The organism is Streptosporangium sp. G12 (assembly GCF_052983175.1).
Genome location: NZ_JBRIQO010000024.1, coordinates 106,641 through 121,039 on the forward strand (window position 1 = coordinate 106,641; position 14,399 = coordinate 121,039).

A 14,399-nucleotide genomic window follows, 5' to 3' on the forward strand; every position below is an offset into this window, starting at 1 on the left:
GCCCGGACGACAGGCTCCCCGCGGACGGCCGCCCCCTCACCGCCGCGAGGGAGCGGCCGGGGAAAGCTCAGAGGGCCGGATCCAGCCTCACCACCGCGAGCGAGCGAGGAGGCAGGAACAGCTCCTCCCCCTCCACGGTCGCCGACGGGTCGGAGGCGAGCAGGATGTGGCCGGGCGCGAACCGGCCCGTCCCCAGCTTGACCGTGAGCGCGACCGGGCCGAGGTTGGCCGCAACCCTGAGCCCTCCCCGGTGCACGACCAGCCAGGACTCGCCGTGGTCGACCCGTACCCGATCCAGCCTCGGGTCCGTCAGCTCGGGGTGGGCGCGGCGCAGCGCGATCAGGGCGCGGTACCAGTCGAGGTGGGCCCGGTGGGCGTCGTCGTCCAGCTCGCTCCAGTCGAGCTTGGAGCGCAGGAACGTCAGCTCCTCGCCCGGATCGGGAGCCTTGTCCGCCCAGTCGTCGTAGCCGAAGCCGACGAACTCCCGCCGCCGCCGCTCGCCCTCGCCCTCGCGCAGCTGCGGCTCGACGTGGTCGGTGAAGAACAGGAACGGCGCCCGCGTCCCCCACTCCTCCCCCATGAACAGCATGGGCGTGAACGGCGAGGTCAGCAGGAGCCCCGCGGCCAGCCGCAGCGCCTCGGGCGCCATCCGGTCGCCCTCGGCCCGGTTGCCGATCTGGTCGTGGTTCTGCGCGCAGCAGACGAAGCGGTAGCCGGGCACGTGGGACGCCGGGCGGCCGTGGGAACGCCCCCGGAAGGACGAGTAGGTCCCGTCGTGGTAGTAGGCGCGGGTCAGCACCTTGGGCAGGGCGCCGTAGAAGTCGTCGTAGTAGCCGTGCCGCTCACCGGTCGCCGCCACGTGCAGGGCGTGGTGGACGTCGTCGTTCCAGGCCGCCGCGAGGCCGAACCCGCCGGCCTCACGCGGGGTCATCAGCCGGGGGTCGTTGAGGTCGGACTCGGCGATGAGCGTGAGCGGTCTGCCCACCGCCGCCGACAGCGCCTCCGTCTCGACGGCGATCTCCTCCAGCAGGTGCACGGCCCGGTCGTCGTGCAGCGCGTGCACGGCGTCCAGTCGCAGGCCGTCGATGTGGTAGTCGCGCAGCCACTGCAGCGCGTTGCCGACGAAGTAGGCGCGCACCTCGTCGGAGCCGGGACCGTCCAGGTTGACGGCCTGCCCCCAGAAGGAGGAGGCGCTGGAGTGGAAGTACGGGCCGAAGGGGGCGAGGAAGTTGCCCGAGGGGCCGAGGTGGTTGTAGACGACGTCGAGGATCACGCCGAGCCCGCGCCGGTGGCAGGCGTTCACCAGGCGCTTGAGCCCGTCGGGGCCGCCGTAGTTCTCGGTGACGGCCCACAGGTCCACGCCGTCGTAGCCCCAGTTGCGCCCGCCGGGCACCGGCGGCACCGGCATGATCTCCACGAAGTCGACGCCGAGCTCCACCAGGTGCTCCAGCTTGCCGATCGCCGCGTCGAAGGTGCCCTCGGGGGTGAAGGTGCCGATGTGCAGCTCGTAGATGACCGAACCCGGCAGGTCACGGCCCTTCCACAGGGCGTCGCCCCACTCGAAGCGGTCGTGGTCGTAGACCCGGCTCGGCCCGAAGATCCCCTCGGGCTGCCGGCGGGTCCTGGGGTCGGGCAGCGCCTCGCCCCCGTCCAGCCGGAACCGGTAGTCGGTCCCGTGCCCGGCGCCGGGCACCTCCGCCGTCCACCAGCCGCCTCCGGCGGACGACATCGGGTAGCGGACCTCGCCGATCTCCACATCCACCGCCGTCGCCCGCGGTGCCCATACCTCGAACATCGGTCAGCCCCTTTCCAGCAGCGCGACAGGGTGGATGGACAGCAGGTGGGCCAGCGGGATCCGGCCGGTGTACTCGGCACCCGACAGCAGGTCCCGCCACGTGCCGTGCGGCAGGGTGAGCGTGGTGCTCCCCCAGCCGCGCCGCTCCAGGCCGACGGGCAACCGGGTGGCCACCGCCACGGCCCGCTCCCCCCTGGCGAAGGCGATCGCGTGCTCCCCGGCCTCGATCGGGACGTACGGCGCCTCGGGGTCCAGCCTCCGCCGCAGGTCCAGGGCCTGGGCGGTGACCACCAGCTTGGCCTCGTCCCACGACAGGCTGCCGGTGGCGGCGGGGCTCGGGTGGGGCTCGTCCGGGTGGGCCTGGCTCGCGTGGGCCTGGGCCGACGAGAGCATCCGGCGGCGCAGCGGGAAGTCGACCGGGCGCCGGTTGTCCGGGTCGACCAGGGAGAAGTCGGTGATCTCGTTGCCCCAGTACAGGTCGGGCACGCCGGGCATCATGAGCTGGACGAGCTTCTGGCTCAGCGAGTTGGACCTGGCGTACGGCTCGATCCTCGCGGCGAACTCCGCGACCGAGGCGCCGCACTCCTCGACGGCCCGGCCGACGAAGTCGCGGATGCCGCGCTCGTAGGCCGGGTCGGGGGTGGCCCAGGAGATCGAGGTCTTGGCCTCGCGGGCGGCCTTGAACAGGTAGTCGAAGAACCTGCCGGGCCCGATCGGCCAGGAGGCCATCAGGTTCTGCCAGGCCAGGTAGTCGAGGGCCGGGTCGAAGGAGACCTTCGAGGACCACTCGCCGACCGCCGCCGCCCACTCCCCCGGCAGCTCGGACAGCACGGCGAGCCGGGCCCGTACGTCCTCGGAGCGCTTGGTGTCGTGCGTGGAGAGCGTCGTCATCGTGCCCGGCGACATCTCCCGGCAGAACGCGTGGAACTCCTCGACCGACCCGCCGAACCGGTCGGGCTCGCCGCCCACCTCGTTGAGGCAGGACAGGGGGTACCAGCGGTAGAGGGCGGTGTCCTCGACCCCCTTGGCCATCACCGGGCCGCAGGTCTGCTGGAAGCGGGTGACCGCCTCGGCGGGCCCGTTCAGGACCCGTTCGACGACCTCCGCCACCGGGGCGCCCTCGGGCAGCCGCCCGGCGGCGACCCGCCCGGCCTCCTCGACGATCCTGATCGAGGTCTCGGGCACCGGCTCGCCCGGCACCGCGTAGGCCCGGTAGACCGGCATCGCGGCGAGCAGCTCCACCAGCGTCTGCCGGTCGGAGCCGACGACGGCGTGCAGCCGGTCGATCTCCGCGCCGAAGAACAGGTTCAGCACCTCCGCCTTGGACTCGCGGACCACGGTGGCGTAGTCGTCCCGCACCCCGGTCTGCTGGGCGAACAGCTCGACCAGCGGCTCCCTGCCCGCCGGGTCGACGAACAGCCCGGTGATCCGGTTGAGCGTCTCGTAGCCGGTGGTGCCGTCGCACTCCCAGTCGGCGGGAAACCGCTCGGAGCCGACCAGGATCTTCTCCGCCACGGTCCACACGCCCGACTTCTCGCGCAGCCGCGACAGGTAGCCGCGCGGCTCGGCGAGCCCGTCGGGGTGGTCCACCCGCAGCCCCTGGATGACCCCCTCCTTGACGAGCGAGAGGATGACGGCGTGCGTGGCGTCGAACACCTCCGGGTCCTCCACGCGCACCCCGATCAGCGAGGACACGTCGAAGAACCGGCGGTAGCCGGGCCCGCGCCGCCAGTCGACGAGCCGGTAGTGCGTGTCGGGCAGCGGGAACTCGTGGTCGTGGTAGCGCAGCACGTCGCCGTCGGCCACCACCTCGCCCGAGTCGCCGAGCACCGGCATGTTCACCTTGCCGCCGCCGACACCGCCGACGTCATCGTCCTCGCCGTCCTCGACGGACCAGTCGATGTCGAACCACGACGCGTACGGCGAGTCCCGCCCGTCCCTGAGCACCGACCACAGCTGCGCGTTGCCCGACTCGGGCACCGGGATCGTCATGTGGTTGGGCACGATGTCGACGACGATGCCGATCCCGTGCTGGGTCAGCGTCGCCGACAGCTCCCGCAGCCCCTCGACGCCGCCGAACTCCTCGCGGACGCGCGAGTGGTCGGTCACGTCGTAGCCGTGCCGCGACTCCGGCACGGCCTGCAGGATCGGTGACAGGTAGACGTGGCTGACGCCCAGGTCCCGCAGGTACGGGGCCAGCTCGGCCACCTTCTCGAACCCGAAGTCGGGGGTGAGCTGGAAGCGGTAGGTCGAGACCGGCACCGCGTACGAACCCGGCGGCGGCGGGGGCGCGGGCACCTCCTCGGGAAGGGCCCGGGGGTCGGGGACGTCCACGCCGGTCCTCGTCCCGGGAACGGACTCCGGCAGGATCTCCTCATGGGCGACCTGCGGCGGGACGACACCGGGCGGGGTCTCGGGCGAGATCTCCGGCAGCGGGTCCGGCGGCATGCCGGGCCCGGGTCCCGGCGCGGGGCCCGGCTCGGGCACCGACTCCGGGGGGACGATCCCGGGCGCGGGCTCCAGCGGAACGGGCTCGGGGGCGGGCTCGGGGACGGGCTGGGTCACGGGATCAGACACGGCGCAGCACCCTCACCGAGCGGCCGACGACCGGCACGCTCTCTCCGGCCCGGCAGACCCGGGTGTCGACCGTGATCGGCATGGCCGTGTCGATCTCCGTCAGCCACATCTCACCGTAGTCCTTGGGCAGCGTGAACTTGATGACGTCGTGGTGGGCGTTGAACAGCAGCAGGAACGAGTCGTCGACGATCTGCCGGCCCCGGCGGTCGGGCTCGGTGATGGCCTCACCGTTCAGGAAGACGGCGAGCGACTTGGCGTACCCCACGTTCCAGTCGGCGTCGGTCATCTTCTCCCCCCTCGGAGTGAGCCAGGCGATGTCGCTGAGGTTCTCCTCCGAGCCGCGTACCGGCCGCCCGTAGAAGAACCGGCGCCGCCGGAAGACCGGATGGTCGGCACGGAGCTTGGCCAGCCGCCGGGTGAACTCCAGCAGCAGCCAGTTCTCCCTGATGTCGGACCAGTCGACCCAGCTCAGCTCGTTGTCCTGGCAGTACACGTTGTTGTTGCCCCGCTGGGTACGGCCCAACTCGTCGCCGTGGGAGATCATCGGAACGCCCTGGGACAGGAACAGCGTGGTCAGGAAGTTGCGTTTCTGCTGCTCGCGCAGGGACTCGATCGCCAGCGAGGCGGGCCCCTCCTCGCCGCAGTTCCAGGAGCGGTTGTCGTCGGCGCCGTCCCGGTTGTCCTCGCCGTTGGCCTCGTTGTGCTTGTTGTTGTACGAGACGAGGTCCTGCAGGCTGAAGCCGTCGTGGCAGGTGACGAAGTTGATGGAGGCGGCGGGACGGCGGCTGTCGTCCTGGTAGAGGTCGCTGGAGCCGGTCAGCCTGGACGCGAACTCGGGCAGCGAGGCGGGCTCGCCCCGCCACAGGTCGCGGATCGTGTCGCGGTACATGCCGTTCCACTCGGTCCACCTGGCGGGGAAGTTGCCCACCTGGTAGCCGCCGGGGCCGACGTCCCACGGCTCGGCGATCAGCTTGACCTGCGACAGCACCGGGTCCTGCTGGACCAGGTCGAAGAAGGCGCTCAGCCGGTCGACCTCGTGCAGCTCGCGCGCCAGCGTCGAGGCCAGGTCGAACCTGAAGCCGTCGACGTGCATCTCGATGACCCAGTAGCGGAGCGAGTCCATGATCATCTGAAGCACGTGCGGGGAGCGCATGAACAGGCTGTTGCCGGTGCCGGTGGTGTCCATGTAGTAGCGCTTGTCGCTGTCGACCAGGCGGTAGTAGTCGGCGTTGTCGATGCCGCGCATGCTCAGCGTCGGACCCAGGTGGTTGCCCTCGGCCGTGTGGTTGTAGACCACGTCGAGGATGACCTCGATGTTCGCCTCGTGCAGGGCCTTGACCATGGCCTTGAACTCCAGCACCTGCCCGCCGCGCTGCCCCGTGCTGGAGTAGGCGTTGTGCGGCGCGAAGAACCCGATGCTGTTGTAGCCCCAGTAGTTCGTCAGCCCCCGCTCGGCGAGGACGTGGTCGGTGACGAACTGGTGCACCGGCATGAGCTCGATCGCCGTCACCCCGAGCGCGGTCAGGTGATCGATGATCTCCGGGTGGCCGATCGCGGCGTACGTGCCGCGGATCCGCTCGGGGATCTTCGGGTGGTTGATCGTCAGGCCCTTGACGTGCGCCTCGTAGATCACCGTGTTGTGGTACGGCGTGCTCGGCGGCCGGTCGTGCCCCCACCCGAAGAACGGGTTGATCACGATGGAGCGCGGCACGAACTCGGCGGAATCGGCGTCGTTGCGGCTGTCCGGATGGCCGAAGCGGTAGCCGTACACCGCCTCGTCCCATTTCACGTCCCCCTCGACCGCCTTGGCGTACGGGTCGAGCAGGAGCTTGGCGGGATTGCACCGCTGCCCTCTGGGCGGGTCGTACGGGCCGTGCACGCGGTAGCCGTACCGCTGCCCCGGGCCGACGCCCGGCAGGTATCCGTGCCAGACGAAGCCCTCACACTCGGTGAAGGTGACCCTGGTCTCCTTGTTCTCCTCGTCGAACAGGCACAGCTCGACGCGTTCCGCGGCCTCGGTGAAAAGCGCGAAGTTGGTTCCCGCGCCGTCGTAAGTGGCCCCGAGAGGATAGGGGTCACCCGGCCAAATCTCGATCATCAGTCCCTCTTGAACGTGGAGACCTCCGCCTTGAGGCGGAGGAGAGAACACGGCACGACGCCGTACTGCGGATTTCTCTCGAAAGTCTGAGCGAACTCGGCCGATGGGGGGAGGATGTCAACGCGCCGCCTTCCAGCGGTGCAGGAATATGCCCCGTGCTCGCGTGGCCATGCGCACATTCCCACTCCTGTGACGGTGATCTCAGATCCTGGCGATGACGTGCGTCGACCGAGCGTAGATCAGACCGGGGTGGAGATGTCCACCACCGGCCCGCCGGGGTCGAGCGGCGGGCGGCCGCGCCGGCCACGGAACCGGTCGCGCGGGGGCGCGACGACCGTGGTCCCGGCCGGACCGCCGGACAGGATGTCGGTCACCACACGATTGACGGCCATGCACGCTCCTCGCTCCTCCTGGCCCCCCGGCCACGGACGCCCTCAGGCCTTTACCACCTAACCCTCTCGTCGCAGGCGAAACGTGCCCGCCGGTGCGCGGGCCGCGGGGCGTCGCGGCCGATCACGCCCCCGGCGGGCGGAGCGTCTCGCCCAGCGCGCGGAGCGCGGGCCCGTAGACGCGCAGCCCCGCCCCGGCGGCGAACGCCTCGGCCGCCCACAGATGGGCCTGCGCCCGGTCCGCGTCGCCGCCGAGCAGGGCCAGCCTGGCCAGGCACAGGTCGGTCAGCGACCAGCCCAGCAACCGGCCCGCGTGCGGGGCGAGCCTGCCGTACAGGACGCTCCCCGCCGCCTCGTCGCCGAGCGCCGCGCAGATCTCGCTGACGGCGTCCGGGACGAACCGGTAGGCCAGCTCGGGACCTATCGCCGCGAAGCCGTCGCGGGCGAGTTCGGCGAAGGCGTCGCGCGCCTCGGCCGTCCTGCCCAGGTCGATCAGGGCGAGGCAGCGCAGGATCCGCCAGGGCTTCTGGCCCGGACGGCGGGCCAGCATCTCGTCGGCCAGCGCGAGCGCCTCCCCCGCCCTGCCCTGCTCGTGAACCCCGCCCGGCTCATGAAGAGCATCCGGCTCGTGGCCCCTGCCCGCCGCCCGCAGGGACAGGAAGCGGAACACCTCCCGCCGCAGCGACGCGTCGTCCCGGCCCAGCGCCCCCTCGGGATGGGCCGCGCCGGACGCGTCGGCCGCGGCGAGCGCGTCGGCGAAGCTCCCGGACAGGTAGGCCCGGACCGCGGCCTGCCAGGCGGCCAGGCTGACCATCGAGGGAAGCCTGAGCCGCTCTGCGGTCTCCCGCAGCCGGTCCAGCAGTTCCGCGGCCCGCCCGGCGGCTCCCCTGGCGGTCAGCTCGACGTACTCGTTCTCCCTGCCGATCCACTCGACGGCCGGGTCACCGGTGCGGCGGCCGATCTCCACGATCTCGCCGGCGACCGCCTCGCGGCGCTCGTGGTCGTGGCCGGAGCGCAGCAGGATCTCCAGGACGATCAGCGTCCTGGCCAGGGTGGGCTCGTCACCGGCGAGCCGGGCCAACCGCACCGCCTCCCCCGCCGTCTCCACGCTCCGCTCGACGGGCCGTACGGTGGAGCCGGTCAGCGCGGCGGCGGCGAGCAACCGGGCCCGCCACGGCGAGTCCGCGGCCAGGTCCGAGGCGAGGACCCGGTCGATGCGCCCGGCGAGCCGGTCGATGCCGGTCATCTCCTCGTACATGGCCAGAGAGATCGGGTCGGAGAACCCCAGCACCGCCCTGGCCAGCCGGTTGTCGTCGCCGAGCCGTTCGGCGATCTCCGCGGTGGCCTCCAGCGAGGCATGGGCCGCGGCGCTCATCCCCGCTGCGGCCTGCGCCTCGGCCAGGTCGAGCAGGAGGTCGCAGCGGAGCGCGTCGTCGGGCTCCGGCAACCGGTCGATCATCGCGATCGCCCTCTCCAGGCCCTCCACCGCGTCCTCGTGGGCGAACTGCGCGCTCGCCTGGGCCGCCGCGCGCCGGGTGTAGCCGATGGCCCTGCCCGCCATCCGGGAGTTCAGCAGGCCCTCGCGACAGTGGTGGGCGATCTCGGTCAGGCGCGTCCCACTCCGTTCCTCCAGCACCTCCGCGATCCGCGCGTGCAGCCTCCTGCGCCGCAGCGGCGGCAGCGCCTCGCGCAGCACGTCGCGGACGATGTCGTGGACGAAGCGGCAGCTCGGCCCGTCCCCCTCGACCAGCAGCCGGGCCCCCACGGCGGCGTCGACGATGTCGAGGACCCGCTCCTCGGGCAGTCCCGCCACGCGCGTGAGGACGTCGGTCGCCGCCTCCCTGCCGAGCAGCGCCGCGACGGTCAGCACCTCCTCGGTGCCGGGCGGCAGACCGGCCATCCGGCCGCGCACGACGTCCGACAGCGCCTCGGGGGTCTCCCCCAGCCGCAGCACCTCCCCCAGGAAGAACGGGTTGCCCGCGGTCAGCCTGCCCATCTCCGCGGCCAGCGCGGGGTCGGCGCCCGCACGTCCCAGATACTCGCGGATCTCCTCCTCCGCCAGGCCGCGCAGCAGGAGTCGCCGCACGTGCGGCAGCCGCAGCAGCGCGCCGAGGGCGTGCTCCAGCGGTTCGCCGGGGCGTACGTCGGTGTCGCGGTACGTGGCCACGACGGTCAGCTCGGGACAGAGCCGGGTGGAGGCCAGGAACTCCAGCAGGCGCAGCGACGAGGTGTCCGCCCACTGGAGGTCGTCGAGGACCACCAGGACCCGGCCGTGCTCGTTCAGCAGCCGGGCGAACGCCTCGTACAACGCGAACTGCCCAGCCTGCCCAGCCTGCCCAGCCTGCCCAGCGGGTCCGGGTCCGGCTCCGGCCAGCCGCGCCAGCTCACCGTCCCTGCCGACCAGGTCCCGCGCGGCCTGCGTCCAGGGCCAGAAGGGCGGCGCGCCGGTGCCGCCCCAGCAGCGGCCCCACACCACCCGGTGGCCGCGGGCCCGCGCGGCCCCGGCGGCGTGCTCGGCCAGGCTGGTCTTGCCGATGCCGGGCTCCCCGGCGAGCAGCACCACCCGGTGCCCGTCACCGGCGACCGCCCGTTCCAGCACCTCCGCCTCGGCGTCCCTGCCCACCAGCCCGGTGCCCTTCTCCTCCTCTTCCTCCCGCGCCGCCGTCCTTCCCTCCCCCGCCGCGAGGCGGGGCGCCAGCGCGGGATCCTGGCCGAGGATGCGCCGTTCCATCTCCCTCGACCGGGGATCGGGGTCCAGCCCCATGTCCTCCATCAGCAGCCGGCGCCCCTCGGCGAGCACGCCGAGCGCGTCGGCCTGCCGTCCCGCCTGGTAGAGCGCGTGGGCGGCGAGCACGCGCAGCCTCTCCCTGAACGGATGGGCGCCGACCAGGTGGACCAGCCCGCCCGTCAGCGCCGCCCCCCGGCCGAGCGCGAGTTCCGCCTCGGCCAGGTCCTCCTCGATCGTCAGCCGCAGCTCGGCCAGGCGCGCGCTCTCCTCCACCGCCCAGGAGGTGTCCGGCAGGTCCGCGAGCGGCTCCCCGTTCCACTCCCCCAGCGCCAGCCGCAGCTCCCTGACCGCTCCCTCGTGGTCGCCCCCGGCCCCCAGGCTCCTGCCTCCGGCCGCGTGCCCCCGCGCCCTGCCCAGGTCGATCGCGCCGCCCGGAACGTCCAGCGCGTAGCCCCCCGGCCTGCTGACCAGGACCACCGGGGGCACGTTCCTCGTCCTGCCCGGCTCGAAGACGCGGCGGAGCTTGGAGACGTACGCCTGCACGGTGTTGAGCGCCCCCGGAGGAGGGTCGCCCTCCCAGAGCGCGTCGATCATCCGGTTCGGGCCGACCGGCCGAGGGGCGGCGAGGACGCACATGGCCAGCACCAGCCGCTGCTGGTAGGGGCCGATGTCCAGCGCCGCCCCTCCGTCGGCGAACACCCCGACGGGGCCCAGCACACGAAAGTCCATCCGACCGCCTCGCTCACGAACTGAGCCGATGGTAGCCTTCCGCGTTCACCGCCCCGCCCGGCCCGTCCACCCCCGCGCGGCGACGTTCCGGCACTGTCCCTTTTCTGCGGAACACCCGGAAAATACGGAAGTTTGGCCGTCGACAGGGGGGTAGTCCGACCGTCCTCACGAGTGGAGGACATGAGTGATGGGCGGATTCAAGAAGTTCCTGCTGAGGGGCAACCTCGTCGAGCTCGCCGTGGCCGTCGTGGTCGGGGCGACCTTCAGCGGGCTGGTGCAGGCACTGGTCAAGGACCTCATCACACCGTTGATCGGAGCGATCACGGGCGGCAGGAATCCGGACTTCTCGCAGTACGTGTTCACGATCAACGGCTCCCGGTTCATGTACGGCGACTTCATCAACCACCTGCTGAGCTTCCTGATCATCGCCGCGGTCATCTACTGGCTGGTCGTGATGCCGATGACCCGGCTGATCGGTTTCTTCGACAGGAACAAGAAGGCCACCGAGAAGGAATGCCCGGAGTGCCTGAGCGACATCCCGATCGACGCCAAGCGCTGCGCGTTCTGCACCGTGGAGCTGTCGCGGGTCGCCGCCGCCGACCGGCCGCCCGCCTAGCGCCCGCCTAGCGGGATCCCCCTGGATTCCCGGGTTCCGCGGCCCGTTCCGACCCCCGGGAATCGTTAACGATCATTGACGGTCGGGGGGAGGTCGGGCAAACTTGGCCACTGCGAAACCTTCCAGGGGAGTGGTATGGACTTCTCCGTCCTGGGGCCGGTCGAAGTGAGAGCCGACCACCAGCCGCTTCCCCTGGGCGGACGCAAGCAGCGGGCCCTGCTCGCGATGCTGCTCCACCACGCCAACCGGTCCGTGGCCGACGACCTGCTCGTGGACGCGCTCTGGAGCGAGCACCCGCCGAAGACGGCCGACAACAACCTGCGCCTGTACGCCTCCCGCCTCCGCCAGTGCCTGGGCCACGAGCGGGTCCTGCGCCGGCACGGCGGCTACCTGCTGGTCGTGCACCCCGGTGAGCTGGACTTCCATCGATTCCAGTCACTGGCGAAGAACGGCCGCGACGCGTTCCTGCACGGTGACCACCACGAGGCCGCGGACTTCCTCCACCAGGCCCTGCGGCTGTGGCGCGGCCCCGCCTACGGCGATCTGCGGTTCGTCGAGGACCTGTCGGGCGAGGCGGCGCGCCTGGAGGAGCTGCGGCTCACCACGCTGGAGAACCGCGTCGAGGCCGACCTCGCGGTGAGGTTCCAGCCGGAACTCGTCGCCGAGCTCACCGGTCACGTGAACGCGCACCCGCTCCGCGAGCGCCTGCGGGCGCACCTGATGGTGGCGCTCACCCGCGCCGGCCGGAGTTCCGAGGCGCTGACGGTGTACGCCGACACCCGGCGCCTGCTGAACGAGGAACTGGGCGTCGAACCCGGGGACCGGCTGCGCGACCTGCACCGGCTGATCCTGGCCGGGGAGCGGGCGAGCCCCGGGCACGTCGCGAGCGTGCTCGCGAAGGACGACCGGGACGAGCAGCCGAGAACGAAGCGGGGGCCGGCCGAGCCGCGCGAGCCTCCCGCGGAGCTGCCGATGAACATCGCCGACTTCGCGGGGCGCGAGCAGCACGTCAGGGAACTCGTCGCGCGGCTGGACGACCGTTCCGCGACGACCGTCTCGGTCATCACCGGAATGGGCGGCATCGGCAAGACGGCCCTGGCGGTGCGCGTGGCGCACCAACTGGCCGACAGGTTTCCCGGGGGACAGCTCTACGTCGACCTGCACGGCGCGCACGAAGAGGAGCAGGAGCACCCCGGCGACGTGCTCGGGCGGTTCCTCGTCGCGCTGGGCGTACCCGGGTCGAGCGTCCCGGAGTCGGTCGAGGCCCGTGCCGCGCTGTACCGCAGCCGCCTGGCCCGCGCGAACGTCCTGATCGTCCTCGACAACGCGGCGTCCGAGCAGCAGGTGAGACCCCTGCTCCCGGGCGTCTCCGGCTGCGCGGTGATCGTCACGAGCCGCGCGAGGCTCTCCGGCCTGGAGGGCGTGCGAGCGGTCGAGCTGGACGTCCTGAGCACCCAGGAGGCCGTGGAGCTGCTCTCGCGGCTGATCGGACACGACCGCGTCGCCGCGCAGCTCTCCGCCGCCACCGAACTCGTCTGGCTGTGCGACCGCATCCCGCTCGCCGTGCGCGTCGCGGGCGCGCGGCTGGCCGCCCGCCCGCGGCAGAGCATCGCCTGGCTCGTCGGGCGGCTCGGCGACGAGCGCGGGCGCCTCGACCAGCTGGTCGTCGGCGACCGCGCGGTCAGGGCGAGCCTGGCCCTGAGCTACGTCGGTCTCCCCGCGGACGCGCGGCGCGCCTTCCGGCTGCTCGGCCTTCTCGACGTCCCCGGCTTCGCGAGCTGGGTCCCCGCCACGCTGCTCGACCGCCCGCACGAGGAGGGGGAGACATACCTGGAGTCGCTGGTGGACGCACAGCTCGTCACCATCTCCGGGGTCGACGCCACCGGGCAGGCCCGCTACCGCTTCCACGACCTCGTCCGGCTGTACGCCCGCGAGCGCGCGGAGGCCGAGGAGGAACCGGCCGAACTCCTGCTCGCGACGACCCGGGCGTTCGGCGCGTGGCTCTGGCTGGCGGAACAGGCCATGGAGCACGTCCACGGCGCCTGCTACGCCGTGCTCCACGGCCCGGCGCCACGCCGGGCACTGCCCGGCGACGTCGCCGCGTCCCTCCTGCGCGACCCCCTCGCCTGGTTCAACGCCGAGCGGACCGCGCTGGCCGGTCTCGTCGAGCAGGCCTGCGTCCTGGAGCTCGACGACTTCGCCTGGGACCTCGCCGGATGCCTCGAACGCTACTTCGACTCCCACGGGTTCTTCTCCGAGTGCCGGCGCCTCAACGAGCGGGCCATGCTGGCCTGCCGTACGGCCGGGAACCTGCTCGGCGAGGCCGTCATGCTGCGCGGGCTGCTCGACGTGACCACCTGGACCGGTGTCGAGCACGAGGGCGGCGCCATGGTGGCGCTGCACAACAACGCCGTCCGGCTCACGGAGATGTTCACCGAGGCCGGCGAGTTGCGCGGGCTGTCGGACGCCCACGTGATGTGCGCCTGGGGCCTGGCCGCGCAGGGATTCGTCGAACCGGCCGTGGAGTCCGCGGAGACGGCGCTGCGCCTCGCGGAGGAGACCGGCCACCTCGGCGGCCGGGCGCGCGCCCACCTGGCGCTCGGTATCACGCACGGCCAGCGGGACGTCCACTCGGCGATCCCGCACCTGGTGAGCGCGCTGGAAGTGGCGGAGACCATGGGAAACCCGCGCTTCGAGGCGACGTCCCTGCAGTTCCTCGGCCTCGCGTACGTCGAGACCGGCCAGCCGGAACCCGCGGAGCGGTGTCTCAACCGCTCCCTCGTCATGTCCCGGGTGGCGCGGGACCCGGCGTCCGAGACGATGACCCTGGTCACGCTGGCGAAGCTCTACAGCGGCGAGGGCGACGAGCGGGCGCGCCCCACGGCCGTCACCGTGGAGGAGCTCAGCCGCCGCTACAACCTCACCCACCACCTGGCCGACGCCCTCTGGATCCTGGGCGACCTCGACCGTGCCGACGGCGACCACGCGCGGGCGGTCGAGCGCCTGACGGAGTCCGTGGCGCTGTGGCGGACCCGCAGCTGGACGACGTACCTGGGAGGCGCGCTCCGCAGCCTCGGCCTCGCCCACGCGGCGGCCGGCGACAGGGAGAGGGCCCTCAGATGCTGGCGTGAGGCCCACGAGCTCTTCACCGTCATCGGGGACGGGACGAAGGCGGACGACCTGGCCGGACTCCTCGGGTCGTCGATCACCGGCTGCCCCTGATCGGCTTGTCCGGCATATGCGGAAAATATGCAGCGGCTCCGTAGCGTCCGGATGGCAGGAGATCATGTGGTCGTTCGAGGCTTCACGATCCGTACGAGGATGAGCGGGTACGGCGGGCTCATCTCTGGCAGGGTCACACAGGGGCTGACCCTTCCCGCGCATCGTGAGCCCTCAGACCACCGGCGCGTCCTCCGGGTCGATCACCCGATCGATCCGGCCCTTTCCACCGGGAGAGGCACCCGGAG

General features: G+C 72.2%; 7 protein-coding genes. 2 read left to right on the top strand and 5 right to left on the bottom strand.

Annotation, left to right across the window (positions count from 1 at the left end):
• Nucleotides 1–67 precede the first annotated feature (67 nt).
• The 5 genes from treZ to ACVCAG_RS32935 all read right to left on the bottom strand — a co-directional run bounded on the left by treZ (nucleotide 68) and on the right by ACVCAG_RS32935 (nucleotide 10,316).
• Nucleotides 68–1,795, bottom strand: coding sequence for a malto-oligosyltrehalose trehalohydrolase (gene treZ / locus ACVCAG_RS32915; RefSeq protein WP_440087206.1), 1,728 nt, complete (start codon nucleotides 1,793–1,795; stop codon nucleotides 68–70).
• A 3-nt stretch (nucleotides 1,796–1,798) separates the two neighbouring features.
• Nucleotides 1,799–4,372, bottom strand: a complete 2,574-nt coding sequence (treY, locus tag ACVCAG_RS32920; protein WP_440087205.1) for a malto-oligosyltrehalose synthase — start codon at nucleotides 4,370–4,372, stop codon at nucleotides 1,799–1,801.
• Entirely contained in the window at nucleotides 4,365–6,470 is a 2,106-nt protein-coding gene (glgX, locus tag ACVCAG_RS32925) for a glycogen debranching protein GlgX (protein WP_440087204.1), read from the bottom strand. The genes treY and glgX overlap by 8 nt, the downstream gene beginning before the upstream one ends.
• Nucleotides 6,471–6,709: 239 nt before the next feature.
• Nucleotides 6,710–6,862, bottom strand: coding sequence for a hypothetical protein (locus ACVCAG_RS32930; protein ID WP_440087203.1), 153 nt, complete (start codon nucleotides 6,860–6,862; stop codon nucleotides 6,710–6,712).
• A gap of 121 nt (nucleotides 6,863–6,983) precedes the next feature.
• Nucleotides 6,984–10,316, bottom strand: a complete 3,333-nt coding sequence (locus ACVCAG_RS32935) for a BTAD domain-containing putative transcriptional regulator (protein ID WP_447191043.1) — start codon at nucleotides 10,314–10,316, stop codon at nucleotides 6,984–6,986.
• A gap of 187 nt (nucleotides 10,317–10,503) precedes the next feature.
• Between ACVCAG_RS32935 and mscL the strand changes: the two genes are divergently transcribed.
• Together mscL and ACVCAG_RS32945 are read left to right on the top strand one after the other, a co-directional pair.
• Nucleotides 10,504–10,932, top strand: coding sequence for a large conductance mechanosensitive channel protein MscL (mscL, locus tag ACVCAG_RS32940; RefSeq protein WP_440071879.1), 429 nt, complete (start codon nucleotides 10,504–10,506; stop codon nucleotides 10,930–10,932).
• A 135-nt stretch (nucleotides 10,933–11,067) separates the two neighbouring features.
• Nucleotides 11,068–14,154, top strand: coding sequence for an AfsR/SARP family transcriptional regulator (locus ACVCAG_RS32945; protein ID WP_447191044.1), 3,087 nt, complete (start codon nucleotides 11,068–11,070; stop codon nucleotides 14,152–14,154).
• Nucleotides 14,155–14,399 lie beyond the last annotated feature (245 nt).

Coding starts and splice junctions, on each gene's coding strand:
- ACVCAG_RS32945 (WP_447191044.1), top strand. CDS start 11,068: ATGGACTTCTCCGTCCTGGGGCCGGTCGAAGTGAGAGCCGACCACCAG.
- glgX (WP_440087204.1), bottom strand. CDS start 6,470: ATGATCGAGATTTGGCCGGGTGACCCCTATCCTCTCGGGGCCACTTAC.
- mscL (WP_440071879.1), top strand. CDS start 10,504: ATGGGCGGATTCAAGAAGTTCCTGCTGAGGGGCAACCTCGTCGAGCTC.
- ACVCAG_RS32935 (WP_447191043.1), bottom strand. CDS start 10,316: ATGGACTTTCGTGTGCTGGGCCCCGTCGGGGTGTTCGCCGACGGAGGG.
- ACVCAG_RS32930 (WP_440087203.1), bottom strand. CDS start 6,862: ATGGCCGTCAATCGTGTGGTGACCGACATCCTGTCCGGCGGTCCGGCC.
- treZ (WP_440087206.1), bottom strand. CDS start 1,795: ATGTTCGAGGTATGGGCACCGCGGGCGACGGCGGTGGATGTGGAGATC.